Annotated in this window: 28 protein-coding genes; 11 read left to right on the top strand and 17 right to left on the bottom strand. The window is 66.6% G+C overall.

Annotation, left to right across the window (positions count from 1 at the left end; all coding sequences use genetic code 11):
* Positions 1 to 99: 99 nt before the first annotated feature.
* The gene (locus tag NP825_RS02150) at positions 100 to 903 is read left to right on the top strand and encodes an SDR family oxidoreductase (RefSeq protein ID WP_257548020.1); all 804 of its coding nucleotides are present in this window, start codon (positions 100 to 102) and stop codon (positions 901 to 903) included.
* A 400-nt stretch (positions 904 to 1,303) separates the two neighbouring features.
* Here the strand turns inward: NP825_RS02150 and NP825_RS02145 are convergent, their stop codons facing one another.
* From NP825_RS02145 to NP825_RS02130, 4 genes are all read right to left on the bottom strand, one after another.
* The gene (locus NP825_RS02145; RefSeq protein ID WP_257548019.1) at positions 1,304 to 2,014 is read right to left on the bottom strand and encodes a head GIN domain-containing protein; all 711 of its coding nucleotides are present in this window, start codon (positions 2,012 to 2,014) and stop codon (positions 1,304 to 1,306) included.
* Between the two features lie 229 nt (positions 2,015 to 2,243).
* Positions 2,244 to 3,002, bottom strand: coding sequence for a head GIN domain-containing protein (locus tag NP825_RS02140; RefSeq protein WP_257548018.1), 759 nt, complete (start codon positions 3,000 to 3,002; stop codon positions 2,244 to 2,246).
* Positions 3,003 to 3,062: 60 nt separating this feature from the next.
* Positions 3,063 to 3,713, bottom strand: a complete 651-nt coding sequence (locus NP825_RS02135) for a DUF1109 domain-containing protein (RefSeq protein ID WP_257548017.1) — start codon at positions 3,711 to 3,713, stop codon at positions 3,063 to 3,065.
* A 1-nt stretch (position 3,714) separates the two neighbouring features.
* Positions 3,715 to 4,236: a sigma-70 family RNA polymerase sigma factor gene (locus tag NP825_RS02130; RefSeq protein ID WP_257548016.1), complete on the bottom strand. Its 522-nt coding sequence runs from the start codon at positions 4,234 to 4,236 to the stop codon at positions 3,715 to 3,717.
* A 151-nt stretch (positions 4,237 to 4,387) separates the two neighbouring features.
* Here NP825_RS02130 and NP825_RS02125 point away from each other — a divergent pair, with 151 nt between their 5' ends.
* From NP825_RS02125 to NP825_RS02105, 5 genes are all read left to right on the top strand, one after another.
* Positions 4,388 to 4,864 carry a GreA/GreB family elongation factor gene (locus NP825_RS02125; RefSeq protein ID WP_257548015.1) on the top strand — a complete coding sequence of 159 codons (477 nt, stop codon included), beginning with the start codon at positions 4,388 to 4,390 and terminating at the stop codon, positions 4,862 to 4,864.
* Positions 4,861 to 5,040, top strand: coding sequence for a hypothetical protein (locus NP825_RS02120; RefSeq protein ID WP_003052619.1), 180 nt, complete (start codon positions 4,861 to 4,863; stop codon positions 5,038 to 5,040). Before NP825_RS02125 ends, NP825_RS02120 begins: the two co-directional genes overlap by 4 nt.
* Before the next feature lie 7 nt (positions 5,041 to 5,047).
* Positions 5,048 to 6,220 (top strand): NAD(P)/FAD-dependent oxidoreductase, encoded by a 1,173-nt coding sequence (locus NP825_RS02115; protein ID WP_257548014.1) that lies wholly within the window; start codon positions 5,048 to 5,050, stop codon positions 6,218 to 6,220.
* A 146-nt stretch (positions 6,221 to 6,366) separates the two neighbouring features.
* Positions 6,367 to 8,175, top strand: coding sequence for a DEAD/DEAH box helicase (locus tag NP825_RS02110; protein ID WP_257548013.1), 1,809 nt, complete (start codon positions 6,367 to 6,369; stop codon positions 8,173 to 8,175).
* A 97-nt stretch (positions 8,176 to 8,272) separates the two neighbouring features.
* Positions 8,273 to 9,259, top strand: coding sequence for a quinone oxidoreductase (locus tag NP825_RS02105; RefSeq protein WP_257548012.1), 987 nt, complete (start codon positions 8,273 to 8,275; stop codon positions 9,257 to 9,259).
* A 114-nt stretch (positions 9,260 to 9,373) separates the two neighbouring features.
* On the opposite strand, the gene fghA is transcribed toward NP825_RS02105, so the two are convergent.
* The 7 genes from fghA to NP825_RS02070 form a co-directional block, all read right to left on the bottom strand.
* A complete protein-coding gene (gene fghA, locus NP825_RS02100) occupies positions 9,374 to 10,222 on the bottom strand; it encodes an S-formylglutathione hydrolase (protein WP_257548010.1) in 849 nt (282 codons plus the stop codon).
* The gene (locus NP825_RS02095; RefSeq protein WP_374046517.1) at positions 10,219 to 10,728 is read right to left on the bottom strand and encodes a prolyl-tRNA synthetase associated domain-containing protein; all 510 of its coding nucleotides are present in this window, start codon (positions 10,726 to 10,728) and stop codon (positions 10,219 to 10,221) included. The genes fghA and NP825_RS02095 overlap by 4 nt, the downstream gene beginning before the upstream one ends.
* 2 nt (positions 10,729 to 10,730) lie before the next feature.
* Positions 10,731 to 11,108 carry a VOC family protein gene (locus tag NP825_RS02090; RefSeq protein ID WP_257548009.1) on the bottom strand — a complete coding sequence of 126 codons (378 nt, stop codon included), beginning with the start codon at positions 11,106 to 11,108 and terminating at the stop codon, positions 10,731 to 10,733.
* A 121-nt stretch (positions 11,109 to 11,229) separates the two neighbouring features.
* Positions 11,230 to 12,102, bottom strand: coding sequence for a formyltetrahydrofolate deformylase (gene purU / locus NP825_RS02085; protein ID WP_257548008.1), 873 nt, complete (start codon positions 12,100 to 12,102; stop codon positions 11,230 to 11,232).
* 1 nt (position 12,103) lies between these two features.
* Entirely contained in the window at positions 12,104 to 12,490 is a 387-nt protein-coding gene (locus NP825_RS02080; protein ID WP_257548007.1) for a VOC family protein, read from the bottom strand.
* Positions 12,491 to 12,506: 16 nt separating this feature from the next.
* Positions 12,507 to 13,619 (bottom strand): S-(hydroxymethyl)glutathione dehydrogenase/class III alcohol dehydrogenase, encoded by a 1,113-nt coding sequence (locus NP825_RS02075; protein WP_257548006.1) that lies wholly within the window; start codon positions 13,617 to 13,619, stop codon positions 12,507 to 12,509.
* Positions 13,616 to 13,831, bottom strand: a complete 216-nt coding sequence (locus tag NP825_RS02070; protein ID WP_257548005.1) for a hypothetical protein — start codon at positions 13,829 to 13,831, stop codon at positions 13,616 to 13,618. The genes NP825_RS02075 and NP825_RS02070 overlap by 4 nt, the downstream gene beginning before the upstream one ends.
* A gap of 775 nt (positions 13,832 to 14,606) precedes the next feature.
* Here NP825_RS02070 and NP825_RS02060 point away from each other — a divergent pair.
* On the top strand, positions 14,607 to 15,260 hold the full coding sequence (locus NP825_RS02060) for a hypothetical protein (protein ID WP_257548004.1): 654 nt from the start codon (positions 14,607 to 14,609) through the stop codon (positions 15,258 to 15,260).
* Here NP825_RS02060 and NP825_RS02055 read toward each other — a convergent pair.
* From NP825_RS02055 to NP825_RS02035, 5 genes are all read right to left on the bottom strand, one after another.
* Positions 15,241 to 16,620 carry an L-serine ammonia-lyase gene (locus tag NP825_RS02055; protein WP_257548003.1) on the bottom strand — a complete coding sequence of 460 codons (1,380 nt, stop codon included), beginning with the start codon at positions 16,618 to 16,620 and terminating at the stop codon, positions 15,241 to 15,243. The genes NP825_RS02060 and NP825_RS02055 overlap by 20 nt on opposite strands.
* Positions 16,621 to 16,817: 197 nt before the next feature.
* Positions 16,818 to 17,432: a superoxide dismutase gene (locus NP825_RS02050; protein ID WP_257548002.1), complete on the bottom strand. Its 615-nt coding sequence runs from the start codon at positions 17,430 to 17,432 to the stop codon at positions 16,818 to 16,820.
* Positions 17,433 to 17,530: 98 nt separating this feature from the next.
* Positions 17,531 to 19,099, bottom strand: coding sequence for a cisplatin damage response ATP-dependent DNA ligase (locus NP825_RS02045; RefSeq protein ID WP_257548000.1), 1,569 nt, complete (start codon positions 19,097 to 19,099; stop codon positions 17,531 to 17,533).
* Positions 19,096 to 20,112, bottom strand: a complete 1,017-nt coding sequence (locus NP825_RS02040) for a ligase-associated DNA damage response exonuclease (protein WP_257547998.1) — start codon at positions 20,110 to 20,112, stop codon at positions 19,096 to 19,098. The genes NP825_RS02045 and NP825_RS02040 overlap by 4 nt, the downstream gene beginning before the upstream one ends.
* A 50-nt stretch (positions 20,113 to 20,162) precedes the next feature.
* Positions 20,163 to 21,638, bottom strand: a complete 1,476-nt coding sequence (locus NP825_RS02035; RefSeq protein ID WP_306998087.1) for a GAF domain-containing protein — start codon at positions 21,636 to 21,638, stop codon at positions 20,163 to 20,165.
* A 267-nt stretch (positions 21,639 to 21,905) separates the two neighbouring features.
* Here NP825_RS02035 and NP825_RS02025 point away from each other — a divergent pair, with 267 nt between their 5' ends.
* Positions 21,906 to 22,697: a response regulator gene (locus tag NP825_RS02025; protein WP_257547996.1), complete on the top strand. Its 792-nt coding sequence runs from the start codon at positions 21,906 to 21,908 to the stop codon at positions 22,695 to 22,697.
* Positions 22,698 to 22,810: 113 nt separating this feature from the next.
* Here NP825_RS02025 and NP825_RS02020 read toward each other — a convergent pair whose 3' ends face one another.
* The gene (locus NP825_RS02020) at positions 22,811 to 23,365 is read right to left on the bottom strand and encodes a sigma-70 family RNA polymerase sigma factor (protein ID WP_257547994.1); all 555 of its coding nucleotides are present in this window, start codon (positions 23,363 to 23,365) and stop codon (positions 22,811 to 22,813) included.
* Positions 23,366 to 23,626: 261 nt separating this feature from the next.
* Between NP825_RS02020 and NP825_RS02015 the strand changes: the two genes are divergently transcribed.
* From NP825_RS02015 to NP825_RS02005, 3 genes are all read left to right on the top strand, one after another.
* The gene (locus tag NP825_RS02015) at positions 23,627 to 23,881 is read left to right on the top strand and encodes a NepR family anti-sigma factor (RefSeq protein ID WP_257547993.1); all 255 of its coding nucleotides are present in this window, start codon (positions 23,627 to 23,629) and stop codon (positions 23,879 to 23,881) included.
* A complete protein-coding gene (locus tag NP825_RS02010) occupies positions 23,881 to 24,516 on the top strand; it encodes a sigma-70 family RNA polymerase sigma factor (protein WP_257547992.1) in 636 nt (211 codons plus the stop codon). The genes NP825_RS02015 and NP825_RS02010 overlap by 1 nt, the downstream gene beginning before the upstream one ends.
* A 68-nt stretch (positions 24,517 to 24,584) precedes the next feature.
* The gene (locus tag NP825_RS02005; RefSeq protein ID WP_257547991.1) at positions 24,585 to 25,754 is read left to right on the top strand and encodes a PQQ-dependent sugar dehydrogenase; all 1,170 of its coding nucleotides are present in this window, start codon (positions 24,585 to 24,587) and stop codon (positions 25,752 to 25,754) included.
* Positions 25,755 to 25,763: the final 9 nt, after the last annotated feature.

Raw genomic sequence — 25,763 nt, 5'->3', positions numbered from 1 at the left:
AGCGACGCCACCCGCCCCTTGCCAAGCCGCGATTGCGGCTTGACGCGCCCGCCGGCTTCGCACCATCTGGTGCTGACATAAATGTAAGGGAGAGCGGGCGTGGCACGAAAGGCGATCTTCATCACCGGCGGCGGTTCGGGTATCGGCCGCGCGACCGCGCGCCATTTCGCAGCGCAAGGCTGGTTCGTCGGCATCGCCGACGTCAATGCGCGAGGGATCGACGAGACCGCGGCGCTGCTGCCCGAGGGCGCCTCGTCGCGCCACATCATGGACGTGCGCGACCGCGATCAGTGGACGGCCGCGCTCGACGCCTTTGCGGCGGTCAGCGGCGGACGGCTCGACGTCCTGTTCAACAACGCCGGAATCGGAACCGGCGGCCAGTTCGCCGACATGGCGCCGGAGGAGGCCGACCGGCTGATCGCGATCAACTTCGGCGGCGTCGTCAATGGAATCTACAGCGCGCTGCCGCTGCTCCGCGCGACGCCGGGATCGACGATCCTCAACACCGGCTCGGCGTCGGGCTTTTACGGCGTCGCCGGGCTCGCGATCTATTCGGCGACCAAATTCGCGGTGCGCGGGCTGACCGAAGCGCTCGAGATCGAATTCGCCAAGCACGACATCAAGGTTCGTTCGCTGATGCCGGGCTTCATCGACACCCCGCTGCTCGACCAGGTCGCCGCCGACAGCAACGAGCCCGCACGCGACCGCCTGTCGTCCAGCGGGTTCGAGATCGTCCCCGTCGAACGCGTCGCCGAGGCGGCGTGGGACGCGGTCCACGGCGCCAGGGTGCACGTCACCGTCGGCAAGATGGCCAAACGCCTGTCACGCCTCGCGCGCTTCTTTCCGGGGCTGATCGTCAAACAGTCGAAAAAGGTCGACGGGCTGGGCGGCGCGGCGCACTGATCCGGCTTGGTGTACCGATGCCTGCATTGGGGTGGAGATCTGCCATCCCCTCGTTCGTCATTGTGGCCTGGACCCGGGATCTGGTCGGCAGGACCGAGTAATCACTCCAAAGTTCAGCAAAGTTCAGCCCATTGCATTCCCCGATTGAGACCTCGCGGGGTGCAGAACGCACCCGGCACGCCTCGCCCTGGCCGCATCCGCAAGCTGGGCCGCGACCGCTTTTATCCACCAAATGAAAGAGCCGGATGAAAGCTGGCACAGCCGGATAATGTAGGAAAGGCCTATTTGGAACCGATATCGGCTTTGGGGTGGGGAGCGGCCGTTTTAGGGCAACGCATGCTGCCCCTCCCGCAAGCGGGAGGGGAGAGGAGCAGCCGCAATCGGTCGAAACCCGCCGCCGCTACTTCCCCGGCCCGCAGCTCACCGTCCCGCTGCCGAGGTTGCGCACGGTGCAGGCGGGGCGGCCGAGCACGACGGTCTTGCCCACCCCGCGCGTCGTCACCGCCGCGGTCTTCACCGCGTTCAGGATATGATCGCCCGCGCCTTCGCTGTCGCTGACCAGATCGTCGACCGAAAGCCTGCCCGCATCGACGACTCCCGCGCCCGACAGCGTCATCTGACCCTGCTTGGCCTTGCCGGCCAGCGTCATCGTGCCGTTGCCGATCATCGCGACGCTCAGCCGGTCGGCGTCGATCGCATCGACGCTCACCCGCCCCGGCCCGCGCAGCCCGATCGTGACCCGCGCGCCCTTGAGGCGGTCGATCCGCAGCGACCCCGCCCCCGCGAGCGTCGCAGCGCGCAGGTTCGCGGCGTTGATGCGGATCATCACCGGGCCGGGCGGGGTGCGGCGATTTTCGTCGCCCGCATATTTCTTTTCACCGATCACCAGTCGCCCGTCGCGGGTTTCGAGCGTCAGCCGGTCGAGCGCGTCGGTCGATCCGGTCGCCACCGCGCTCACCGGCGCGCGGGTCACCACCTCGACATCGACGTCGGTGCCGATCTCGATGGTCTCGAAGCTGGTGAGGCCATAGCGCTTCTCGGCCGCAGTCGCGGCGCCGGACAGGAGCAGGGCGGCGGCCGCGACGGCAGCCAGGCGCGAATAGCTGGTCATGTTGCCGCCTTACTGCGTTCGCAGGAGACGCGCCACAGGATGTTCCAGATGAAGCCGTCCTTTGGCCTCTCTGTTCCCCCGCCCTTCGACTGCCCGCAGAGCGGGCGCTCAGGATAAACTTCAGCCGCAGGCTGAAGGCGGGGGTCCATCTCCTGCTGGCGCAAGGTGGAACCGACCGGAGATGGGTCCCCGCCTTCGCGGGGACACGCAATGTTTGAACGCGAGCGATCTACCGGCAGGTCGCGGTCCCCGATCCCATTGCGTGCGTCGAGCATTTGCCGCCGCCGCCGATCGTCGCATCGCCCGAGCCGAGTATCTTGATGTCCGCGCTCGCGGTCGCCTGCGCATCGACGTCGCCCGATCCGGTGATCGACACCGCGAGCGTCTGCGCGACCAGCCCCTCGGCGTCGATGTCGCCCGATCCGGTGACGCCGAAATCGCCGCTGTCGATCGCGCCGCCCTTGACCTCGATATTGCCCGAGCCCGAAACGTCGAGGTCGGCGCTCTTCGCGGTCAGCTTCGCGACCGCGAGGTCGCCCGAGCCGGTGACGTCGAGCGTCGCTGCGTCGGCGGCCAGCGTGTCGGCGTCGATCGACCCCGATCCGGTCAGCTTCAGCGCCTGCAGCTTCGGCATGGTGATGCTGATCTCGACCCCTTTGCTGTCGTGGCGGGTGAAGCTGAAGCCTTCGCGCTTGCGGCCGATCGACAGCGTTGAGCCGTCGAGCACGATCTCCAGCTCGTCGAGTTCGGCCTGCGGGCCCTTGGCGCTGATCGAGAAGGCGTCGCCCTGGCGGATGGTGACATCGTCGGGGCCGGTGACCTTGACGCCGGTGAAGCCCTTGAGGTCGAAGTTCTGCGTCGCCGCAGGGCCAGACGCGACCACCCGCTTGCCGTCCTTGCTGCTGCTCGTCCCTTCGGCGCTGCACGCCGACACCGTCATGGCGAGAGCCAGCGGCAGAACCGCTATCGTCCAGTTTCGCATCGTCATTCTCCGCTCATTCTTTTTTCGTGTGTTACTTGATTAACACAGGGAGAAGGACTTGTCCACCTACCAGCGGAGCAGCGGCGCGAGCAGCACCCGCCCGGCGACGGCCCACAGCGGGATGGCGAGCCCGTGCCAGAGCGCGATATGGATCATATCGTTCGAAGAGCAGCGGAGCGCGACCGCCGCGGCGCCCGCCGCCCCCGCAGCGATGCCGACGACCCAGCCGGCGCGCGCGGGCGATGTCGGCGCGCCGCCTTTCAGCCAGGCGAACAGCGCGGCCCCGACGCCGATCCCGGCGATCAGTCCGTCGAGCGTGCAGCGCATACCATGATCGGGCCGCATTTCGGTCATCGCGCCGTGGCTGTCGGCAAACCCCATGAACAGTGCGGTCAGCGGCAGGGCGAGCGCGGCGAGCCCCGCCCAGCGCCATCCGCCATAGTCGCGCCCGACGCCCGGCAATCCCATGCGCAGCGCGCTCCAGCTCGCGGCGAGCGCCAGCGCGACGATCAGCCAGAAGGCGAGCATCGGCAGCGGCGCCATCGCCTCTCCCGCAGCGAGGTCGTGGCGCATCCCGAACAGCCAGAGCAGCAGCGCGCCGCCCGCGATCCAGCCCGCTGCGACCCACAGCCCGCCGCGCAGCACGCGCCGCGGGCGCACAGGCTTGAGCTCACCCGCCAGCCCCTCGATCAGTTCGTCGATCGACGCGTCGCTCATCTCACTCGCTTTCCACCAGTCCCGCGAGCGTCTTCAGCCCGCGATGGATGTTCACCTTGACCAGCGACTCGCTCTGGCCGCTGATGCGTGCCGCCTCGGCGATCGAGGCGCCCTCGATCTTGACCAGCGTGATCGCCTGCGCCTGCCCCGGCGGCAGCCGCGTCAGCAGATGGTCGAGGCTGAGCCGCGCATGCACCGCCTCGTCCTCTGCCGCGACCGCCGCGTCATGGTCGCCGAGCTCGGCCTCGTCGCGCTGGCGGCGAAGCGCGTCGATCCAGCGATAGCGCGCGATCGCCGCGAGCCAGGGCAGGAAGGGGCGCCCGCTGTCCCAGGTTGCAAGCTTGCGGTGCAGCGACACGAGGGTTTCCTGCACCAGATCGTCGATCTGGTGCGGCGCGATGCGGCGCGCGAAATAGCGGCTCAGCCATCGGCGGCAATCGGTCAGCAGCGCGCGATAGGCCGCACGGTCCCCGCGCTGCGAAGCAGCCATCAGGCGCGCGAGCGACGGTTCGTCGGGGCTCATCGGGGCACTCTATCAAGGATCGCGGCAAAGGGCATCGCCCCCGGTTCGCGGGCGCGGGCGCGCCGGTTACGCGCGCGGACGAAATTTCGCGCCATCTTGTCGCCACCTTCGCGGTGCAACAGACACGCTTTCCTTCCCGACGAGAGAGACGATGAGCGTAGCCTTCCGCCGCGAGAGCGACGACGAACATATGGAACCGGCTTTCGAATGGCCGATCCCGGTGGGGCCGAACCTCGTCACGCCGCGCGGCGCCCGCCTGCTCGCCGAGGAGGTCGCGCGCCTCGAGGCCGCCGTCGCCGCGACAAGCGAAGAGGAGGCGCGCAAGAAGCTGCTGCGCCGCCTGCGCTATGCCGGCACCCGCCACGCGACCGCCGAGGTGCAGGATGCGCCCACCGCCGATGTCGTCGGCATCGGCAGCCGGGTGCGCTACAGGCTGAACGGCGCCGAGCGTGCGGTGACGATCGTCGGCCATGACGAGGCCGACCCCACAGCGGGGCTGATCGCTTTCACCGCGCCGCTCGGCCGCGCGCTGATGGGCGCTGAAGTTGGCGACACGGTCGAATTCCAGGGGCGCGAGGATGCGATCACCGTCCTTGGCGCCGAAGCCGATCCGGAGGCGAACGCATGAAGGACAAGTTCGAACGCCACAAGCAACCGTGGACCGCCGCCGAGATCGACAAGCTCCACACGCTCGCGAAAAAGGGCATGGCGCTCAAAGCCATCGCCAAGGCGCTGACGCGCAGCGAGGAATCGGTGAAGATCCGCGCCAAGGCCGACGGGCTGTCGATCGCGAAGCTGCGCTGATCGTCCAATGACCGCTTTTGATTATGATGCCGTCGTGCTGGGCGCCGGCGCGGCCGGGCTGATGTGCGCGGCGGTCGCGGGGCAGCGCGGCAAGCGCGTCCTGCTGCTCGACCATGCCGAGCAGGTGGGGAAGAAAATCATCATTTCCGGCGGCGGGCGCTGCAACTTCACCAACATCCACACCGCCGCGGATCGCTATATCTCGGCGAACCCGCATTTCGCCAAGTCGGCGCTCGCACGCTATACCCCCGCCGATTTCATCGCGCTCGTCGATCGCTACGGCATCGCCTGGCACGAGAAAACATTGGGCCAGCTCTTCTGCGACGGCTCGGCGAAGCAGATCGTCGCGATGCTGCTCGAAGAATGCGCCAAGAACGGCGTCGATGTCCGCTGCGGCCAGCCGGTGCGCGAGGTCACGCACGGCGACGACCTGTTCCGCGTGACCTTCGGCGAGCAAAGTTTCACCGCCCCCAATCTCGTCCTCGCCACCGGCGGCCCCTCCATTCCCAAGATGGCCGCGACCGGCTTCGCCTATGACCTTGCGCGCCGCTTTGGCCTCAAAATCGTCGAGCCGCGCCCCGCGCTCGTCCCGCTCACGCTCGGCGGTGACGATGTGCTGTTCCGCGACCTCTCGGGCGTCGCGACCCCGGTCGAGGCGCGCGCGGGCAAGGCGGCGTTCCGCGAGGCCGCGCTCTTCACCCACAAGGGCCTGTCCGGTCCCGCGATCCTCCAGGTCAGCAGCTATTGGCGGCACGGCGAGCCGGTGATGATCGATTTCCTCCCCGACGCCTCACCGGGATGGCTGACCGAAGCCAAGCGCACGCGCCCGCGCGTCCCGCTCGCCGCGGCGCTGCCGCTGCCCGACCGGCTGGCGCGCACTCTCGCCGATCGCCTCGCGCTCCCCGGCGAGATCGGCGCCCAGACCGACCGCAAGCTCGCCGACGCCGAGGCGCAGCTCAAGCGCTGGATATTTCACCCCAACGGGACCGAAGGCTTCGCCAAGGCCGAGGTCACCGTCGGCGGAATCGCGACCGCCGGGCTCTCGTCGCAAACAATGATGGCCAAAAGCGTTCCGGGGCTCTATGCGATCGGCGAAGCCGTGGACGTCACCGGGTGGCTGGGCGGCTATAATTTTCAATGGGCCTGGGCCAGCGGACATGCGGCAGGCCAGGCCCTTTAGGAAAAGCTCGTAACCCTTCGTCACCCCGGACTTGATCCGGGGTCCATTCAGCGCTTCGTGGCAAGTGATGAATGGGTGCCGGATCAAGTCCGGTATGATGAATTAAAGAATCGGCGGCGCAGCCCGCCACGGAAAAGAAGAAAAATATGTCTTTCGATCATCTTTCACCCGTCCTTGCGGACGCCCTCACCGCGCGCGGCTATGAGGCGCTGACCCCCGTCCAGGCACAGGTCGTCGAGGCCGAGGCCCGCGGCCGCGACCTGCTCGTTTCCGCGCAGACCGGGTCGGGCAAGACCGTCGCCTTCGGCCTCGCCATGGCCGACGAACTGCTTGAGGAGGGCCGCCTGCCCTTCGCAGCGGCGCCACTCGCGCTGATCGTCGCCCCGACGCGCGAGCTCGCGCTGCAGGTCAGCCGCGAACTCGCCTGGCTCTACGCCAAGGCCGGCGCACGCATCGCGACCTGCGTCGGCGGCATGGACGCAAGCCGCGAACGCCGCAATCTCAATCAGGGCGTGCATATCGTCGTCGGCACCCCCGGCCGCCTGCGCGACCATCTCGAACGCGGCGCGCTCGACCTCGAAAGCCTGCGCGTCGCGGTGCTCGACGAGGCCGACGAGATGCTCGACATGGGCTTTCGCGAAGACCTAGAGGAAATCCTCGACGCGACCCCCGACACACGCCGCACCCTGCTCTTCTCGGCAACGATCCCGAAGCCGATCGCGCAGCTTGCCAAGCGCTATCAGAATAATGCGCTGCGCATCTCGACCGTCGGCGAGGATCGCGGCCATGGCGACATCGCCTATCAGGTGGTGACCGTCGCCCCCGCCGACATCGAAGGCGCGGTGATCAACCTCTTGCGCCTGCACGAGCCCGACACGGCGATGCTGTTCTGCGCGACGCGCGACAATGTCCGCCGCCTTCACGCACGGCTGGTCAATCGCGGCTTCGCGGCGGTCGCGCTGTCAGGCGAGCATAGCCAGAACGAGCGCAACCATGCGCTGCAGGCATTGCGCGACCGCCGCGCGCGCGTCTGCGTCGCAACCGACGTCGCCGCGCGCGGCATCGACCTGCCGAGCCTGTCGCTCGTCATCCATGTCGAAATCCCGCGCGACGCCGAAACGCTCCAGCACCGCTCGGGCCGCACCGGGCGCGCGGGGAAGAAGGGCACCGCGGTGCTGATCGTCCCCTATCCGCGCCGCCGCCGCGTCGACGGGATGCTGCGCGGCGCCCGCATCACCGCCGAGTGGATGAACGCGCCGACCGCGGCCGACGTTAACGCACGCGATCAGGAGCGGCTGATCGAAAAGCTGCTCGCGCCGCAGGAGCATGAACCCGAGGATATCGAGCTCGGCCAGCGCCTGCTCGCCGAACGCAGCGCGGAGGACATCGCCGCCGCGCTCGTCCGCGCGCACCGCGCGACGATGCCGCCGCCCGAGGATCTGATCGACGCCGGTCCGCGTCCGCGCGGCGAGCGTCCCGAACGCCCCGAGCGCGGGGAGCGTTTCGAGCACGGCGACCGGGCCGATCGCGGCGAGCGACGCGACCAGTTCGACGACAGCGTCTGGTTCAAGCTCAACATCGGCCGCCGCCAGAACGCCGACCCGCGCTGGATTCTTCCCCTCCTCTGCCGCCGCGGCCATGTGACGAAGCACGAGATCGGCGCGATCCGCATCGGGCCGTCGGAAACCTTGTTCAACATCCCGCTCGCCATCGCCGACCGCTTCGCCGAGGCGGTGATGCGCACCGCCAACCAGGACGGCGAGGACGACAGCGGGGTTGCGATCACCCCGGCGCCCGGCGGCGCGACCTATCCGCCGCGGCGCGAGAAGGGCGCTCACAAGGGATCGCACAAGGGCGGCGGCCCACGCGGCGACGGGCCGCGGGGCCCCCATGGCAAACCCGGGGGGTTCAAGGCCAAGCCCTTCGGCAAGGGCAAGCCGCGCTCGCCCCGCTGACTCACCCCTCCTCTGAAGAGGAGGGGCTTATATCGCATCAGACCTTGCGTCACCTGTTCGCTCGCCCCAGATGGGCTGCACCAGCAGGAGAGCGGCCATGCAGGCGATCGAAGCCTTTATCGAAACGCAGGGCGGACCCGAAGTCATCGACTGGCGCGAGGTCACGCTCGGCGATCCGGGGCCCGGCCAGGTCCTCGTGCGCCAGACCGCCGTTGGGCTGAACTATCTCGACACTTATCACCGCGACGGCACCTATCCGATCGAGCTTCCGGGCGGGCTCGGGGTCGAGGCGGCGGGCGAGGTGGTCGCGGTCGGTGCCGACGTCCACGGCCTCCAGCCCGGCGACCGCGTCGCGACCTTCGGCCCGCAGCGCAACGCCTATGCGAGCGCGCGGATCGTCCCCGCCGCATCGCTGTTCAAGCTTCCTGCCGCCATCGACGACGACACCGCCGCCGCGGCCTTGCTCAAGGCCTGCACGGTTGAGATGCTCGTCGAACGCTGCGCGAAAATCGAGGCAGGCTGGCCGGTGCTCGTCCACGCCGCTGCGGGCGGGGTCGGGCTGATCCTCGTCCAGTGGCTGAAGGCGATCGGCGCGACAGTGATCGGCACCGTCAGCACCGAAGCGAAAGAGCAGGTCGCGCGCGAGGCAGGCGCCGATCATGTCATCCGCTACAGGCAGGAGGATGTCGCGGCGCATGTTCGCGAGATCACCGACGGCCAGGGCGTCCCCGTCGCCTTCGACGGCATCGGCATGGCGACCTGGGCGGCGTCGCTGAAAGCCACGGCGCGGCGCGGGCTGATCGTCAGCTACGGCAATGCCGGCGGGCCGGTGACCGGAGTCAACCTCGGCATCCTCGCGCAGCATGGGTCGCAGTTCGTCACCCGGCCGACGCTGTTCGACTATTATCTTCACGCGGGCGAGCGGGCCGCCGGCGCGGCGCGGGTGTTCGAGATGATCGAAAGCGGCGCGGTGAAGATCACCGTCGGACAGCGCTATGGTCTGCAGGACGCAGCGCGCGCGCATGCGGACCTGGAGGCGGGGCGGACGACGGCGTCCAGCTTGCTGATTCCGGAGCATAGCTAGCTCCCCTTCCGCTTGCGGGAGGAGCAGCGAGGCTTGCTCGCTAGTCGCAGCGGGGAGGGTTCGGCAACGCCACATGCCCTCCCCCAACCCCTCCCGCAAACGGGAGGGGAGCTGTTACCCCTTCAACCGCTCCGCGTGCCACGCCACATGCTCGGCCATGAAGGTCGAGATGAAATAATAGCTGTGGTCATAGCCCGGCTGCATACGGATCTCGGCCTTCTGCCCCGCGCGCTCGCACGCCTCGACCAGCAACTCGGTCTTGAGCTGTTCGGCGAGGAAATTGTCGGCCTCGCCCTGATCGACGAGCAGGTCGGGCACGCGCAGTCCCTGATCGAGCAGCGCGCAGGCATCATAGGCCTGCCAATCCTCACGGTCGTCGCCGAGATAGCCGCCGAGCGCCTTTTCCCCCCACGGGCAGCGCGACGGCGCGACGATCGGCGAGAAGGCCGAGACCGAGCGGAAGCGGTCCTGATTGCGAAGGCCGATGGTCAGCGCGCCGTGCCCGCCCATCGAATGGCCGGTGATCGCCTGCCGCGTCAGGTCGGCGTCCGCAAAGTTGCGGAGGATCAGCGACGGCAGTTCATCCTCGATATAGGAGCGCATCCGGTAATGCTTCGCCCATGGCTCCACGGTCGCATCGACATAAAAGCCGGCGCCATGCCCGAAATCATAGGCGGCATCGGCATCGTCGGGCACCTCCTCGCCGCGCGGACTGGTGTCGGGCGCGACGAAGATCACGCCATGCTCGGCGCAGGCGGCGCGATACTCGCCTTTCTCCATCACATTGGCGTGGGTGCAGGTCAGCCCCGACAGATACCAGAGCACGGGCAGTTTCGCATCCGGCGCATGGTCGGGGATAAAAACCGCGAAGGTCATGTCGGTGCCGGTCGTCGTGCTGGCATGTCTGTAGACGCCCTGCGTTCCGCCATGGCTGCGGGTGGTCGAGACGGTTTCGATGGTCATGCGGGGTCCTGAACCGGAATGGGCGCGACGAGGGGATGATGTCCCCAATGACGCAAGAGGTCGAGTATCGTTGCACCGCCAAGCCCGAGGGTCGCGGTGTTGCGAAGCGGGTGGACATTCACCCGGTCGGCGGCCGCCAACCCCGCGTCGAGTACGACGGTAATGCTGCCCGGCGGCGCATTGATCGCGGCGAGCGGCGTCACCGATCCCGGTGCGATGCCGAGCAGCCGGTCCATATCCTCGGCCTTGCCGAAGCTCACGCGCTTGCTGCCGATCGCGGCGGGCAGCGCCTTCAGGTCGACACGCGCCGCGCCCGGCACGGTGACGAGCCAGAACGCCCCGCCACTGTCCTTCAAAAACAGATTCTTGGTATGCGCGCCCGGAATCGCGGCGTTCACCTCGTCGCTTTCGGCGACGGTGAACACCGCGACATGCTCGTGCGCGGCAAAGGGAATGGCGAGGGCATCAAGGTCCGCCATCAACCCCGCTTCGCCGCGCATCGCCATCCTTACATCCGGTGCAGCGCGCAGAGCTTGTTGCCCGCGGGATCGCGCAGATAGGCCAGATACATTTTCATGCCATTGCCCTCGCGCACGCCCGGCGGGTCTTCGATCGCGGTGCCGCCGGCTTCGACGCCCGCCGCGTGCCACGCGTCGGCCTGTTCGGGGTTCGCCATCGCGATGCCGATGGTGCAGCCGTTGCCCGCGGTCGCCGGCTGGCCGTCGATCGGCGCGGTCACCAGGAACAATCCGCCGTTATGCATATAGATGAGCCGGCCCTTCTCGTCCTGAATCCCCGGCTTGCCACCGATCGCCTGAAAGGTGGCGTCGTAGAATTTCTTCGACGCCTCCATGTCGTTCGACCCGACCATATTGTGACTATACATGTTCCGCTCCTCCTGATTCTGGTTGCGAATCGATACCTACCCTGCGCCGCCGATCAGGGCCAGCCGCCATTCTGCTCGGCATTCCCCGAAAGTGACGAACCCGAAAGCGGCGCGACCGGTCCTAGCGGAAAACCACCGTCTTGCGCCCGTCGATCAGCACGCGCTGCTCGGCGACCCAGCGCACCGCCCGCGCGAGCACCTGCGCCTCGATATCGCGCCCGGTGCGGATCAGGTCGTCGACCGACTGGCGATGGTCGACACGCTCGACCGCCTGCTCGATGATCGGCCCCTCGTCGAGGTCGCCGGTAACGAAATGGGCGGTCGCGCCGATCAGCTTCACCCCGCGCTCGTGCGCGCGGTGATAGGGCTTGGCGCCCTTGAAACCCGGCAGGAAGCTGTGGTGGATATTGATGCAGCGGCCCGCGAGCTTCGCCGACAAATCGCTGGACAGCACCTGCATATAGCGCGCGAGCACCAGATAGTCGGCCCCGCCGCGCGCCATCAGGTCGAGGATCGCGGCCTCTTGGTCTGCGCGGTTGGCGTCGCTCACCGGCAGATAGTGGAACGGCACGCCGTGCCATTCCGACAGGCGCCGCAGCGCCTCATGGTTCGAGACGACGCCGACGATATCGATCGCGAGGTTGCCGGTCGACCAGCGGTGGAGCAGATCGTTGAGGCAATGGCTGCCCTGCGACACCGCGATGACGAAGCGCGGCTTCGCGGCGCGGTCGCTGATCCGTGCATCCATTTCGAAGCGCGCGACGATCGGCGCGAAGGCCGCCTGCACCGCGGCCAGCCCCTCGGGAAAGCGCGGCCCCGCGCCGCGGAACTCGACGCGCATGAAGAAGCGGCCCGAATCGAGGTCGGCATATTGCTGGCTGTCGAGGATGAAGCCGTCGGCATCCGCAAGCAGCCCCGTCACCGCGGCAACGATGCCGACCTTGTCCTCGCACGCCAGCGTCAGGATATAGCGCGCGGCAGCGGTCGAACCCATGTCAGCCCGAAATCTTGTGGAAAGCGCAGAGCTTGTTCCCGGCGGGATCGCGCAGATAGGCGAGATAGAGCACACGCCCCTCGGTCGCCTGACGAATCCCCGGCGGATCCTCGGCAGTGGCGCCGCCATTCGCGAGGCCCGCGGCGTGCCACGCGTCGACCGCCTCGGGCGATGCCGCGAGCAGACCCAGCGTATGGCCGTTGCCGCACGCTGCCGTCCCGCCATTGACGGGCTGCGTAATGAGCAACCGCCCGCCGTCGTGAGCGTAGATCAGCCGTCCGCGTTCGTCGATCCGTCCTTCGGGCACGCCGAGCGTTCCGAGCACCGCGTCGTAGAAATTCTTGGTCGCGGCGATATCGTTCGCCCCCAGCGTCACATGGCTGAACATTTCGGGTGCCTCCGCTTCAGTAGACGACGACGCTGCGGATGCTTTCCCCCGCATGCATCAGGTCGAAGCCCTTGTTGATGTCTTCAAGGCCCATGACGTGGGTGATCATCGGGTCGATCTCGATCTTGCCCTGCATATACATGTCGACGATCTTCGGCACGTCGGTGCGCCCCTTGGCGCCGCCGAACGCGGTGCCGCGCCAGTTGCGCCCGGTGACGAGCTGGAACGGGCGCGTCGCGATCTCCTTGCCCGCCTCGGCCACGCCGATGATGATCGAGGTGCCCCAGCCGCGGTGGCAGGCTTCCAATGCGGTGCGCATCACCTCGGTATTGCCCGTCGCGTCGAAGGTGTAATCGGCGCCGCCGTCGGTCATCTGGACGATCGCCGCGACGACATCCTCGCGGCTCATGCCCTTCGAATTGAGGAAGTCGGTCATGCCGAACTTGCGGCCCCAGTCCTCGCGATCGGGGTTGATGTCGACGCCGATGATCCGGTTCGCGCCGGCAAGCCGCGCTCCCTGGATCACGTTGAGCCCGATACCGCCCAAACCGAAGACGACGACATTGTCGCCGACCTGCACCTTCGCGGTGTTGATCACCGCGCCGACCCCCGTGGTCACGCCGCAGCCGATGTAGCAGCTCGACTGGAACGGCGCGTCCTCGCGGATCTTCGCGACCGCGATCTCGGGCAGCACGGTGAAGTTGGAGAAGGTCGAACAGCCCATATAATGGAAGATCGGCTGACCCTTGTATGAAAAGCGCGTCGTGCCGTCGGGCATCAGCCCCTTGCCCTGCGTGGCGCGGATCGCGGTGCAGAGGTTGGTCTTGCCGCTGAGGCAGCTTTTGCACTGGCGGCATTCGGGGGTGTAGAGCGGGATGACATGGTCGCCGGGGGCGACGCTGGTGACGCCCGCGCCGACCTCGCGCACCACGCCCGCGCCCTCATGCCCCAGCACGCTCGGAAAGATGCCCTCGCTGTCGAACCCGTCGAGCGTGTACGCATCGGTGTGGCAGATGCCGGTCGCCATGATCTCGACCAGCACCTCGCCGGCCTTCGGGCCTTCGAGGTCGAGTTCGACGATTTCGAGCGGCTTCTTCGCTTCGAACGCGACGGCGGCACGGGTCTTCATGGGGCGGTCTCCTTCTCGGGCGCTCCAATCAGGCAAATGCGGCGGCAATGCAAGATCGGAGCGCGCAGCGACGCGGGCGGCATAGCAATTCGGCGTGATTTTATTCGGAAGGTCATAAAGGTCACGCCACGCACCCCTCTTGTTTCGCTTCCCCGGCGACCAAAGCCGGGAGCGAGGCGCAGGGCAGTGACGGGCAGGATCGCGGCGGTCATGGCAAGCAGGCTATGTCCACGAAATAATGTAGGAAAGCCCAATTTTAGCGCTCTGGGCGGGGCGAGGCGAGCGACGCCCACCTCTCCCGCTTCGTCATGCTGAACGCGTTTCAGCATCCATGACGCTATCCGGTCAGGGCGGTGCCAGTTGTTTTTCGCACAAAGACACGAAGCCACGAAGATGTCGCGTCGGCCGCGAAGCGGCTTTCTCTTGTGACCGTGCGACCAGCCGCACCGTTGATGGGGAAATGGACCTGTCGGCCCAAGCCTTCTTCTTCGTGGCTTTGTGGCTTTGTGCGAAACAAAAAGCGCAGCGTTGAAGGACAGATCAGGCCATGGACCCTGAAACAAGCCTGTCCTGAGCCTGTCGAAGGGTTCAGGGTGACGAGAATGGAAAGGTCATGCGCCTCTCACACGCCCCTCCCTTTCGTCACCCCGGACTTGATCCGGGATCCATTCAAACCAGCGCCGGACCAATGGATCCCGGATCAAGTCTGGGATGACGATGAAATAGAGTTGCGCTCGCCTCGCTTCTCCGCCCGCTGCGCCCGCAGGAGGAACCGATCTGGGCGGTCTATCCGCAAAGGCGGCATTTGCTGCCGAAGGTGCGGCTGCTGATCGACAAGCTGCGCGAGGAGTTGCCGGGGGCGTTGCAGCGGAGTGGGACAATATGACGCAGAATGGAGATTTTATTGAACAGCGTTGCAACGACTCATTTAGGACGAATTGCCAAAAGTAATCCCGAACTCCGCCAGCCTCACGGGAGCGAAACCTGATGCGCCGCAATCTTTCACCGTGTCTGATCGCCGCGGTTGCCGCCTCGACAATGATCGCAGTTCCCGCGCGAGGAGACACGCCTTATGACCCGGATGCCTATTACTGCCGGGAAGAGCCAACAAGTCCAGAGTTCGGAACGTTGCAAGCCTATATCTACGCCAACAAGCGAAGCGATTATCGATCCTTTGAGGGCGAATGGCGCAGCAATACAAAGGCTCCTCGGATCAGGGCTCATTGGGGCGGCTCCCTTTTTTCGCGAGACAGGAATGTCGAACGCGGGATCATTCAATTCTCTTACAACAACGTAGTTTCGGCGAACAAAGTCAGGATTCACATTGGCAGTTGCCCGATGAATCAAAAATCCTGCAAAAGCGCCCGGGACTACGCGAGCGACTTCAAACAAGGTGGTGGCTATCTCTCCGTATCGAACAACTGGGGAGCCGTCGTTTCGATCGGGCGAGCTAAGCGGAATTTGTATATCCAGATTCAAGACGAAGCGGGTGCCGTGCTTCGTGAAGACCGGCTACCGATGGCAATGCTGCTGAATGTCGAAAAAGAAATGAGTCGGCTGATGGATGCTGCTTCCGAAAAGCAAGCGCGACTCAAAGATCAATGCATGGCGCGCAAGCCCCTCAACACTCCACCACACTGACCGCCAGCCCGCCCTTCGACGTTTCCTTATATTTATCCCGCATGTCGCGGCCCGTCTGCAGCATCGTCGCGATGACCGTGTCGAGGCTGACGACATGCGTGCCGTCGCCGATCATCGCGATGCGGCTGGCGTCGATCGCCTTGATCGCGCCCATCGCGTTGCGCTCGATGCACGGGATCTGGACGAGACCGCCGATCGGGTCGCAGGTCAGGCCGAGGTTGTGCTCCATGCCGATCTCGGCGGCGTTCTCGACCTGCGCGTTGGTGCCACCCAAGGCGGCCGTCAGCCCCGCCGCCGCCATCGAGCAGGCGACGCCGACCTCGCCCTGGCAGCCGACCTCGGCGCCCGAGATGCTGGCGTTGCGTTTATACAATGCGCCGACCGCGGCCGCGGCGAGCAGGAAGGTGCGCACGCCCGCGGCGTTGCCGCGATAGCTGCGCCGGTAGTAGCGGATCACCGCGGGGATGATCCCCGCCGCGCCATTGGTCGGCGCGGTGACGACCTTGCCGCCCGCGGCGTTTTCCTCGTTCACCGCCATCGCCCACAGGTTGATCCAGTCCATCATCGCCATCGGATCGGACAGGTTCGCTTCGTGCCGCTCGCGGATGTCGGCGGCGATCTGCGGCGCGCGACGCTTGACCTTGAGCCCACCGGGGAGGACGCCGGTGCTGCTGCATCCCGCATCGATCGAGCCATCCATCGCCGCGGCGATTTCGTCGAGCCCCGCCTCGACCTCGGCAAGGCTGCGGTGGACGAATTCATTGTCGAGCATCATCTCGGCAAAGCTCTTCCCCGACGCGGCACCCATCGTCATCAGGTCGGCGCCCGAAGTGAAGGGAAAGGGCAGTTCCACCTCGTCCTCGGCGCCGCGACTGTTGCGCCCCGCCTCGTCCTCGTCGACGACGAAGCCGCCGCCGATCGAGAAATACATCCGCTTCGCAAGGATTTCCCCATCGCCGTCGCGCGCGGTGAAGCTGAGGGCGTTGCTGTGGAAGGGCTGGCGCTGCTTCATCTGGAAATGCAGGTCGCTCGCCGGCTGGAACCGGACGCGCTGGCGGCCGAGCAGATAGAGGAAGCCTTCGCTCGATGCGCGGTCCCAATGCGCCTTGATCGCGGCGAAGCTGGTCGAGGCCGGGATTTCGCCGGCGAGCCCCGCGACGACCGCGGTGTCGGCGGCGTGCCCCTTGCCGGTCAGCGCGAGCGAACCATAGAGGTCGGCCTCGACATGCGCGGTTTTTGCGAGCAGGCCATGCTCGTCCAGCCAGACGGCAAAACGCCGCGCGGCGACCATCGGGCCGACGGTATGCGAGCTCGAGGGTCCGACACCGATTTTGAAGAGTTCGAAGAGGCTGATCGTCATGGCGGCGCTATATAAGACGCATCGCCGGGGCGATAGGGACAGCAACGCCGAAATAAAAATCCTCCCTGCGGCGAAGCCGTGGGGAGGTGGCAGCCCGCAGGGCTGACGGAGGGGCAAGAGCGCTGGCGCCGTAGCCCCTCCACCATCCTTCGGATGGGCCCCCTCCCCACCGCTTCGCGGCAGGGAGGATCGGTTCGTCAGCCCGGATAGGTCCAGGCGCCGTCGCGCGCGAGATTCTCGGCGGCGAAGTCCCAGTTCAGCAGCTCGTCGACCACCGCGTCGACATAGGCGGGACGCAGATTCTTGCGGTCGATGTAATAGGCATGTTCCCACACGTCGATCACCAGCAGCGGCTTGATCCCCGCGGTGACTTCGGTGCCGGCGTCATGCGTATCGGTGACCGACAGCTTGCCGTCCTTCGCGACGAGCCAGGCCCAGCCCGACGCGAAATGGTTGACCGCGGTGTCCTTCAGCTTCTTCTTGAGGTCGTCCAGCGAACCGAAATCGCGGTCGATCGCCGCGGCGAGATCGCCCGACGGCGCGCTCTTCTTCGGCGACAGGCTGTTCCAGTAGAAGGCGTGGTTCCACGACTGGGCGCTGTTATTGAACAGCCCCTTGTTGCCCGCGCCCTCGGCGTGGTGGATGATTTCCTCGAGGCTCTTGTCGGCAAGCTCGGTGCCTTCGATCGCGGCATTGGTCTTGTCGACATAGGCCTTGTGGTGCTTGCCATGATGGGTCGCGAGCGTGTCGGCCGAAATATGCGGCGCCAGCGCGTCCTCGGCATAGGGCAGCGGCGGGAAAGCGATCGTCATGGCAGTCTCCATTTTCTGATTGGATAGGCCCTTAATTCGGCGCTTCGCCGGATGGTTGCAAGCCCTGCGCAGGCAATTTTTCCTTCCCCGCCCTCAACTCAGGTCACCATCGCGCGCAGCGCCGCGATCCGGTCGGCCTCTTCGGCGGGCTTGTCGCGGCGGATGCGCGAGATGCGCGGGAAGCGCATCGCCAATCCCGACTTGTGGCGTTTCGACGCATGGATCGAATCGAAGGCGACTTCGAGCACGAGCGACTTCTCGACCTCGCGCACCGGGCCGAAGCGGTTCAGCGTGTGGTCGCGAACGAATTTGTCGAGCCATTTCAGCTCCTCGTCGGTGAAGCCCGAATAGGCCTTGCCCACCGGCAGCAATTCGCCCGCGTCGCTCCAGCAGCCGAAAGTATAGTCGGAATAGAAGCTCGCGCGCCGCCCGTTGCCGCGCTGCGCATACATCATCACGCAATCGGCGACGAGCGGGTCGCGCTTCCACTTGTACCAGAGCCCGGCGCGGCGGCCCGCCACATAGGGCGCATCGCGCCGCTTCAGCATCACCCCCTCGATCGCCGCGTCGCGCGCGCCGGCGCGAAGCTGTGCCAGATGCTCGAAATCGCGCGCCTCGATCACCTGCGACAGGTCGAAATGGCTGGCGGCGAGGCGCGGCACGAACGCCTCCAGCTGCCGCCGCCGCTCGCTCCACGGCAGACCGCGCAGGTCGTTGCCGTCGACGCCAAGCAGATCATAGACACGCACGAAGGCCGGATAGTCGGCGAGCATCTTCTTCGAGACCGTCTTGCGCCCGAGCCGCTGTTGCAGCGCGTTGAAGCTTGCCGCTTCGCCGCCCTGCACTTCGCCGCGCACGAGCAATTCGCCGTCGATCACCGCATCCTGGTCGAAGGCCGCGACCAGCTCGGGAAAGGCAGCACTGATCTCCTCGCCGCCGCGGCTGTAGATGCGCGTCTCGCTACCTCCGCGCACGATCTGGACGCGGATGCCGTCCCATTTCCATTCAGCCGCGAAACTGTCGAAGTCGATCGCCTCTCCCTCCAGCGGATGCGCGAGCATGAAGGGGCGGAAGAAAGCGACGTCGGCAAGATCGGGCCGCGGCGCCCTCCCCTCGCCCCACGCGAAGAGCGGCGCATAGGGCGGCGGAATCGCGTGCCACAGCTCCTCGACATCATCGACGGGCACGGCGAAGGCCTGCGCAAACGCCTGCTTCGCGAGCCGAGCCGACACGCCGACGCGCATCCCGCCGAGCGCGAGCTTGAGCAGCGCATAGCGCCCGTCGGCATCGAGCCGGTCGAGCAACGACGCAAGGACCGCGGGCGCATCGCTGCGCGTCGCGGCAGAGAGCGCGTCGACGGCTTCGGTGACGCTGAGATCGGCTTTCGGCGCTGCCGCATCCGGCCACAGCAGCGCCGCCGTCTCTGCCGTATCGCCGACGAAATGCCGCGACAGGCGGAACAATTCCTCATCCGCCCGCGCGCCGAGCAGAGCGCGCACCGTCCCCGCCTTCACCGCCGGAAAGTCGAGGCTTTCGGTCAGCGCGGCGATCGCCCAGCCGCGATCGGGGTCGGGGGTGTGGCGGAGGTAATCGACGATCAGCGCCAGCTTCGTATTGCGCGAGCGCGTGTAGATCAGCCGATCGATCAGGGCCGCAAAGCGCTTCACGCCTCCTCCTCCAGATCGCGGCCGACGAGGTGCAGCGCACGCGCCTTGCGCTGGGTCAGTTCGCACCAGCGCAGCAGGCCATCTTCGCTGCCATGGGTGATCCAGCTTTCCCTGGGGTTCACCTCCGTGATCGTCGCGGTGAGTTCGTCCCAGTCGGCATGGTCGGAGATGACGAGCGGCAGTTCGACCATCCGCTGCCGCGCGCGCTGGCGCACGCGCATCCAGCCCGACGCCATCGCGGTGACCGGATCGGGCAGACGCCGTGACCAGCGGTCGTTCAGCGCCGAGGGCGGCGCGAGGACGATCTGCCCCGCCATCTCGGCCTTGTCCGCCTCGCTCACCAGCCGCAACTCGCCAAGGTCGACGCCGTGCGCCGCATAGAGCGCGCACATGCGTTCGAGCGCGCCGTGAATATAGATGGGCGCGCTCCATCCGGCGGCGCGCAGTTCGGCGATCACCCGCTGCGCTTTCCCCAGCGCATAGGCGCCGACGAGCACCGAGCGGTCGGGCTCGGCGCGCACCGCGCCGATCAGCTTGGCGATCTCGTCATGGGTCGGCGGGTGGCGGAAGACCGGCAGACCAAAGGTCGCTTCCGTGATGAAGATGTCGCACGGCACGACCTCGAACGGCGCGCAGGTCGGGTCGGGGCGGCGCTTATAGTCGCCGGTGACGACGATCCGCTCGCCGCGATATTCCATCGCGATCTGCGCGCTGCCCAGCACATGCCCCGCCGGGTGGAAAGAGAAACGCACCCCGCCGCGCTCGAACCCGTCGCCATAGAGGAAAGCCTGATTGTGTCTCGCTGCGGCGTCGACGCCGTAGCGCAGCGCCATGATCGCCAGCGTCTCGGGCGTCGCGAACACCGCGCCATGGCCGCTGCGCGCATGATCGGCATGGCCGTGCGTCACCGCGGCGCGTTCGACCGGGCGCGACGGATCGATCCAGAGGTCGGCGGGCTTTACATAGAGCCCATGTGGGTGCGGTTCGAGCCAGGGTTTGCCGCGCGTCGTCATCCTGCCCGCTTAGCATAAAGAACAAAGAAGGAACAAATCCCTTCGATGGTTCAGGCCTCGCGCCAGCGCGCCGGCAGGGCGACGTCGACGATCAGTCCGCCGGGCTCCCAGCGCCGCTCGATCGTGCCACCCAGATTGTTGCGCACGCTGCGCTCCATCAGCAGCGTGCCGAAACTCGTCCGCTCGGGCGGGCCGACGACAGGAGCGCCGCCGCTTTCGGTCCAGGTGAGGCGGAACAGCCGCGGTTCGCTTCCTTCGGGATCCTGCGTCCATGTTACCTCGACCTGACCTTCGGATCCGGTCAGCGCGCCATGCTTGGCCGCATTCGTCGCCAGTTCGTTGAACAGCAGCGCCATCGCGACCAGCGCATTTTCGGGAAGCAGCAGGTCGGGCCCCGACCAACGGATGCGCGGAAAACTTGCCTCCACCTCGCGCATCAGCGCGTGCATCGATCCGGTCATGAAATTGGCGCCGAGCAACACATTTTGCGCACGATTGAGCGCGTCGAGGCGGCTGCTGATCCGCTCGACATAATCATCGACGTCGCGCGCCGCGTGCCGCGTCAGCGAGATGATCGCGCTGACCGTCGCGAACAGGTTGCGCATCCGGTGGTGCAGTTCGCGCATCAGCAGATTGGCGTTTTCCTGCCGGCTCTTCTGTTCGGTGATGTCGATGCTGATGCCGGTCAGCACCGCGTCGTCATTGTGCACGTCCCAGTCGCCACGGATGCCGAGCCAGCGTACCCCGCGCTCGGGATGGACGATGCGGTGCTCGACCGCATAGGGGGTGCCGCTTGCCACCGCCTCGTCGATCGCCGCCTGAACGCGCGACCGGTCGTCGGGGTGGATGCGCTCGAAAATCCCTTCACGGGTGCGTAGCGCGCTTTCCCAGTCGGCGCCCCACAGGTCAGCGACCGCGCCACGCCATACCGCCGTTGCGGCGCGTGAATCGTAGCGCCATGTCGCGATTCCCGAATAGTCGAGCGCGCGCTCGAGCGTGCGGCGCGCCTCGTCTCGCTCGACGACGATGCGGCGCAGATCGGCCTCGGCCATGATGATCGCCGCGAAATCCTCGAGCCGCTCAAGCTCGCGGTCTTCCAGAAGCGCGCGCTCGCGGCGATCGATGATGCAGAGGGTGCCAAGCACCGCGCCATTGTAGGCGCGGAGCGGCACCCCCGCGTAAAATCGAATGAAGGGCTCCCCCGTCACCAATATATTGTCGCGAAAGCGATCGTCGGCGCGGGCGTCAGTAACGATCAAGGGGGCATCGCCGGCCACCACATGCTGACAGAAACTGATGTCGCGCGGCGTCTCCTCGATGTCGAGGCCATGCGCGGATTTGAACCATTGCCGGCAATCGTCGACGAGCGTCACGAGCGAGATTGGCGCATCGAACAGGTCGGCGACCAGCTTGGTGACCCGGTCGAATGCCACCTCGCGGCCGCTCCCCAGCAGCCGATATTCGCGAAGGGTATCGAGTCGCCATGTCTCGCGCTGCGTGGCATCGCCTTCCCCACCGTCCGCCAAGGCCGCTCCCCCTGTTCCTGTCCCCGCCGGTGTCGCTGCACCGATATCCGCGCCGGGCCGCTCTGCCATGAATCGAGTTCCTAAAAAAGCATTGTGGCGACCCCAGGAAAAACGGAACAATTCCGCTCCCTTAGGCCCAATTCGCTCGCGTCCCGGCAGAGTCTACGCTTTGCGCGCCAACAAGTTGCAGCAAAGCGGGACGCCTTGCCGACGGGAACCCGATGCGCGCGCCCCGCGTATCCCCTTTTGACAAGAGGGAGCATCATGATGAGCTTGGGAGAAGAAATCCGCGGACATCTGCCCTTTCTGCGGCGCTACGCGCGCGCGCTGACCGGCAGCCAGCAGCATGGCGACAATTTCGTTCACACGACGCTGGAGGTAATCGTCGCGGCCCCCGATGAATTCCGCACCGGCCCCGACACCCGCATCGATCTCTACCGTAATTTCCACCGCATCTGGGAAAGCGCCTTTCTCGACGACGGCGAAGGCGACGACGAGGAGGATCCGCTCGTCCGCGCCGCAAACCGCCGCCTCGCACGGATCACGCCGCTCGGCCGGCAGATGCTGCTGCTCACAGCACTCGAAGGCTTTTCGGTCGCCGAAACCGCGCGGATCACCGGCACCGATGCCGCCACGGTCGAAACGCTGCTCGGCGAAGCCGCGGGCGATATCGACCGCGAAGCGCGCACCTCGGTCCTGATCATCGAGGACGAACCGCTGATCGCGATGGAGCTCGAACAGATCGTTCGCGGCCTTGGCCACGACGTCGCGGGCATCGCCACGACGCACGACGACGCGATCGCCGCTTTCGAGGACAGCGACGCGGGGCTCGTCCTCGCCGACATTCAGCTCGCCGACGGCTCGTCGGGGATCGACGCGGTTCAGGACATATTGGCGGTCGCGCCGGTGCCGGCGATCTTCATCACCGCCTTTCCCGAGCGGCTGCTGACCGGCCATTGCGTCGAGCCGACCTTCCTGATCTCCAAGCCGTTCCGCGAGAATACGGTGCGCGCGGCGATCAGCCAGAGCCTGCTTTTCACACCGCAGCTCGCGGCCTGACCTTTTCCCGATGCGTCATCCCGGCGAAGGCCGGGATCTCACCGCCTCGGCCTGACGCATCGGCGAGATCCCGGCCTTCGCCGGGATGACGAAAGAAGGGGGATGCTGGCGCTTCAGTCCGGCGAAGGACCGCCGCCCGCCAGTCGATCGACATCGCCCATGATCGCGGCAAAGGCTTCGCTCGGCGCCAGCGGCGTCTCGCTCCGCAACGGCATCTCGCCGCTTTCGAGGATCGCGTGCAGCGCGGCGCGCGCGCGCGATACGCGGCTCTTCATCGTGCCGACCGCGCAGCCGCAAATCTCCGCCCCCTCTTCGTAGGAAAGCTGCCCCGCGCCGACCAGCACCAGCGCCTCGCGCTGGTCGACCGGCAGCAGCATCAGCGCGCGCTGGACGTCGGCGAGGTGCAGGCTGTCGGCCTGATCGTCGGGCGCGACGAGCAGCCGTTCGGCGGCGAGTTCATCATAGTCGGCGGTGAATTTCCGCCGCCGCATCTGCGACAAAAAGCAGTTGCGCAGAATGACGAAGGCCCAGCTCTTCATGCTCGACCCGCCGGGAATATAGGAGGCGCGCGCCTTCCACGCCTTCAGCATCGTTTCCTGAACCAGATCGTCGGCAAGGTCCGCATTGCCGGTCAGGCTGCGACCGAAAGCGCGCAGATGAGGCAACATCGCCGCCAGTTCGTTCTTGAAGCTGACATCGTCGAGAGGGCGGGCGGATTCGTCGCTGATAAAAGGGCTTTCGTTGCAGGGGGCCGGAACCAATAGCGGAATGAAGCACAGGCTTAGCGCCCGATGCAAGGCTTGAAAACCCTAAGTAACTCATATGCTTTCATATTGGCCGCGTGTCGCCGATGTGCCTTTCGCGCCACAGTCGGCGACAAAAATCGACGAGCCGCGGGAACCCGCGGCCAAGTCTGTCGTTGCTTCGGCATGGCAACGCACGGCAACAATGGCATCAATGGCGCGGACCGGCATCCGCCCGTATCCGATGCGCCGCGCCGGGCGAACGGCAGCTTTCCCGGCAGCGGCAGCGACCAGTGGCATCGCACGCTCACCGGGCGGCAGGCTCCCGAACCGGTGGGCGCGAAGCTGCGCATGATCTATGGCAATATCGTCGCCGAACAATTGCCCGATCATATGCTCGACCTTCTGTCGCGGCTCGACAGCAAAAGCCCGAAGCAATAATGGCCCGAACCGACACGGCGCCGCCACCGCAGGACGACAATTCGCTTTCGGACAGTGAGTTCAAGCAGTTGCTCGCGGGCGTGATCCCGCACCTTCGCGCCTATGGCCGCAGCCTGTCGGGCAACCCCGACCTTGCCGACGACCTGACGCAGGATACGATGGTCAAGGCCTGGGCCTCGCGCGACCGGTTCGAGAAGGGCACCTCGATCAAGGCATGGACCTTCGTCATTCTGCGCAACACCTTCCTGTCGCAGATGCGCCGCAACAAATTCCACGGCGAATATGACGAGGGTGCGGTCGAGCGCACGCTATCGACCCCGGCCCGGCAGGAAGATGCGAGCGAGATGGCCGACCTCCAGCGCGCGCTGATGGAATTGCCGCAGGACCAGCGCGAGGCGCTGATCCTCGTCGGTGCCGGCGGCTTGGCCTACGAGGAAGCGGCGGCGATCTGCGATTGCGCGCTCGGCACGATGAAAAGCCGGGTATCGCGCGCACGCGCCGCGCTCGAGGACATCATGGCGCGCGGACAATTCGCACAGAAGCGCGCCAATGCCCCCGCCGCGAGCGAAGCGATCGACGCGATCATGGACAGTGTCGAGGAAATCACCGCGCGGCGCGAGGCATCGGGGGGCTGAGCGCCTCTCGACATCCGGGCGTGGGCGCGCCACATTGGCCTCTCTCCCCAGCAAAGCGAGCCCCGCCCATGAAAAGCCTGTCCGCCCTCGCCCTGTCGGCCGCGATCGCCGTTGCCGCCTGCTCCACAGGTCCGGCGAGCAACGCCGCCGATAGTGCCGCGCTCGATGCCTCGGGCGCCCAGCCCGCGACCCCGCTCGCCGATGCGCCTTTCACGGTGCGCGAAGTCGCCTCGTTCGACGAGCCCTGGGCGATGACCTTCCTCCCCGGCGGCAAGCAGGCGCTGGTTACCGAGCGCGCGGGCAAGCTCAAGCTCTGGCGGGAAAGCGGCCCGGCGCTCGACGTCGCGGGCGTGCCGACGGTCGCCTATGGCGGTCAGGGAGGGTTCGGCGACGTGATCCTCGCCCCGGATTTCGCGTCGAGCGGCACCGTCTATCTGAGCTGGGTCGAGGCGGGCGATGGCGACAATTTCGGCGCGGTCGTCGGCAAGGCAACGCTGGTGCAGGGCGCGGCGCCGCGGCTCGACGAGTTGCAAGTGATCTGGAAACAGGATCCGAAAGTTCCCGGCCGCGGCCATTTCTCGCACCGCCTCGCCTTCTCGCCCGACGGCCAATATCTCTTCATCACCTCGGGCGAACGGCAGAAGTTCGATCCCGCGCAGGACATGGGAAAGAATCTCGGCAAGGTCATCCGCCTCAAGCCCGACGGCAGCGTGCCCGCCGACAATCCTTTCGCCGAAAAGGGCGGCGTCACCGCGCAAATCTGGTCGCTCGGCCACCGCAACCTGCTCGGACTGGCGTTCGATGGCAGCGGCAGACTGTGGCAGCAGGAGATGGGACCGAAGGGCGGCGACGAGGTCAATCTGGTCGAGCGCGGCGCCAACTACGGCTATCCGATCGTCTCGAACGGCGACCATTACGACGGCAAGGACATCCCCGATCACCCGACGCGCCCGGAGTTCGCTGCGCCGAAACTCTGGTGGAACCCGTCGGTCTCGCCCGCCGGGCTCGCCTGGTACGGCGGCGACCGCTATTCGGGCTGGAAGAACAGCCTGCTGATGGGCGCGCTGTCGGGCCAGGGGCTGATCCGCATGAGCATAGACGGCGACATGCTCCACAAGGCCGATCGCTGGGACTTCGGCCAGCGCATCCGCGAGGTCGAGGTGCGTGAGGACGGCTCGGTGTGGCTGCTCAGCGACGGCAAGGACGGCAAGCTGCTCAAACTGGTTCCGAAGGGCTGAAGCCCTTGT

This window comes from Sphingopyxis sp. DBS4, from assembly GCF_024628865.1.
In the GTDB taxonomy this organism is placed as follows: Bacteria; Pseudomonadota; Alphaproteobacteria; order Sphingomonadales; family Sphingomonadaceae; genus Sphingopyxis.
The sequence above is the reverse complement of the archived record's forward strand: the minus strand, read 5'-3'. Positions and strand labels throughout refer to the sequence as shown.

What these genes read in the sequence shown, in the direction of transcription:
- NP825_RS02145 (WP_257548019.1), bottom strand. Translation starts at nt 2,014, where the DNA reads ATGACCAGCTATTCGCGCCTGGCTGCCGTCGCGGCCGCCGCCCTGCTC.
- NP825_RS02140 (WP_257548018.1), bottom strand. Translation starts at nt 3,002, where the DNA reads ATGACGATGCGAAACTGGACGATAGCGGTTCTGCCGCTGGCTCTCGCC.
- NP825_RS02135 (WP_257548017.1), bottom strand. Translation starts at nt 3,713, where the DNA reads ATGAGCGACGCGTCGATCGACGAACTGATCGAGGGGCTGGCGGGTGAG.
- NP825_RS02130 (WP_257548016.1), bottom strand. Translation starts at nt 4,236, where the DNA reads ATGAGCCCCGACGAACCGTCGCTCGCGCGCCTGATGGCTGCTTCGCAG.
- NP825_RS02125 (WP_257548015.1), top strand. Translation starts at nt 4,388, where the DNA reads ATGAGCGTAGCCTTCCGCCGCGAGAGCGACGACGAACATATGGAACCG.
- NP825_RS02120 (WP_003052619.1), top strand. Translation starts at nt 4,861, where the DNA reads ATGAAGGACAAGTTCGAACGCCACAAGCAACCGTGGACCGCCGCCGAG.
- NP825_RS02115 (WP_257548014.1), top strand. Translation starts at nt 5,048, where the DNA reads ATGACCGCTTTTGATTATGATGCCGTCGTGCTGGGCGCCGGCGCGGCC.
- NP825_RS02110 (WP_257548013.1), top strand. Translation starts at nt 6,367, where the DNA reads ATGTCTTTCGATCATCTTTCACCCGTCCTTGCGGACGCCCTCACCGCG.
- NP825_RS02105 (WP_257548012.1), top strand. Translation starts at nt 8,273, where the DNA reads ATGCAGGCGATCGAAGCCTTTATCGAAACGCAGGGCGGACCCGAAGTC.
- fghA (WP_257548010.1), bottom strand. Translation starts at nt 10,222, where the DNA reads ATGACCATCGAAACCGTCTCGACCACCCGCAGCCATGGCGGAACGCAG.
- NP825_RS02095 (WP_374046517.1), bottom strand. Translation starts at nt 10,728, where the DNA reads ATGGCGATGCGCGGCGAAGCGGGGTTGATGGCGGACCTTGATGCCCTC.
- NP825_RS02090 (WP_257548009.1), bottom strand. Translation starts at nt 11,108, where the DNA reads ATGTATAGTCACAATATGGTCGGGTCGAACGACATGGAGGCGTCGAAG.
- purU (WP_257548008.1), bottom strand. Translation starts at nt 12,102, where the DNA reads ATGGGTTCGACCGCTGCCGCGCGCTATATCCTGACGCTGGCGTGCGAG.
- NP825_RS02080 (WP_257548007.1), bottom strand. Translation starts at nt 12,490, where the DNA reads ATGTTCAGCCATGTGACGCTGGGGGCGAACGATATCGCCGCGACCAAG.
- NP825_RS02075 (WP_257548006.1), bottom strand. Translation starts at nt 13,619, where the DNA reads ATGAAGACCCGTGCCGCCGTCGCGTTCGAAGCGAAGAAGCCGCTCGAA.
- NP825_RS02070 (WP_257548005.1), bottom strand. Translation starts at nt 13,831, where the DNA reads ATGACCGCCGCGATCCTGCCCGTCACTGCCCTGCGCCTCGCTCCCGGC.
- NP825_RS02060 (WP_257548004.1), top strand. Translation starts at nt 14,607, where the DNA reads ATGCGCCGCAATCTTTCACCGTGTCTGATCGCCGCGGTTGCCGCCTCG.
- NP825_RS02055 (WP_257548003.1), bottom strand. Translation starts at nt 16,620, where the DNA reads ATGACGATCAGCCTCTTCGAACTCTTCAAAATCGGTGTCGGACCCTCG.
- NP825_RS02050 (WP_257548002.1), bottom strand. Translation starts at nt 17,432, where the DNA reads ATGACGATCGCTTTCCCGCCGCTGCCCTATGCCGAGGACGCGCTGGCG.
- NP825_RS02040 (WP_257547998.1), bottom strand. Translation starts at nt 20,112, where the DNA reads ATGACGACGCGCGGCAAACCCTGGCTCGAACCGCACCCACATGGGCTC.
- NP825_RS02025 (WP_257547996.1), top strand. Translation starts at nt 21,906, where the DNA reads ATGAGCTTGGGAGAAGAAATCCGCGGACATCTGCCCTTTCTGCGGCGC.
- NP825_RS02020 (WP_257547994.1), bottom strand. Translation starts at nt 23,365, where the DNA reads ATGTTGCCTCATCTGCGCGCTTTCGGTCGCAGCCTGACCGGCAATGCG.
- NP825_RS02015 (WP_257547993.1), top strand. Translation starts at nt 23,627, where the DNA reads ATGGCAACGCACGGCAACAATGGCATCAATGGCGCGGACCGGCATCCG.
- NP825_RS02010 (WP_257547992.1), top strand. Translation starts at nt 23,881, where the DNA reads ATGGCCCGAACCGACACGGCGCCGCCACCGCAGGACGACAATTCGCTT.
- NP825_RS02005 (WP_257547991.1), top strand. Translation starts at nt 24,585, where the DNA reads ATGAAAAGCCTGTCCGCCCTCGCCCTGTCGGCCGCGATCGCCGTTGCC.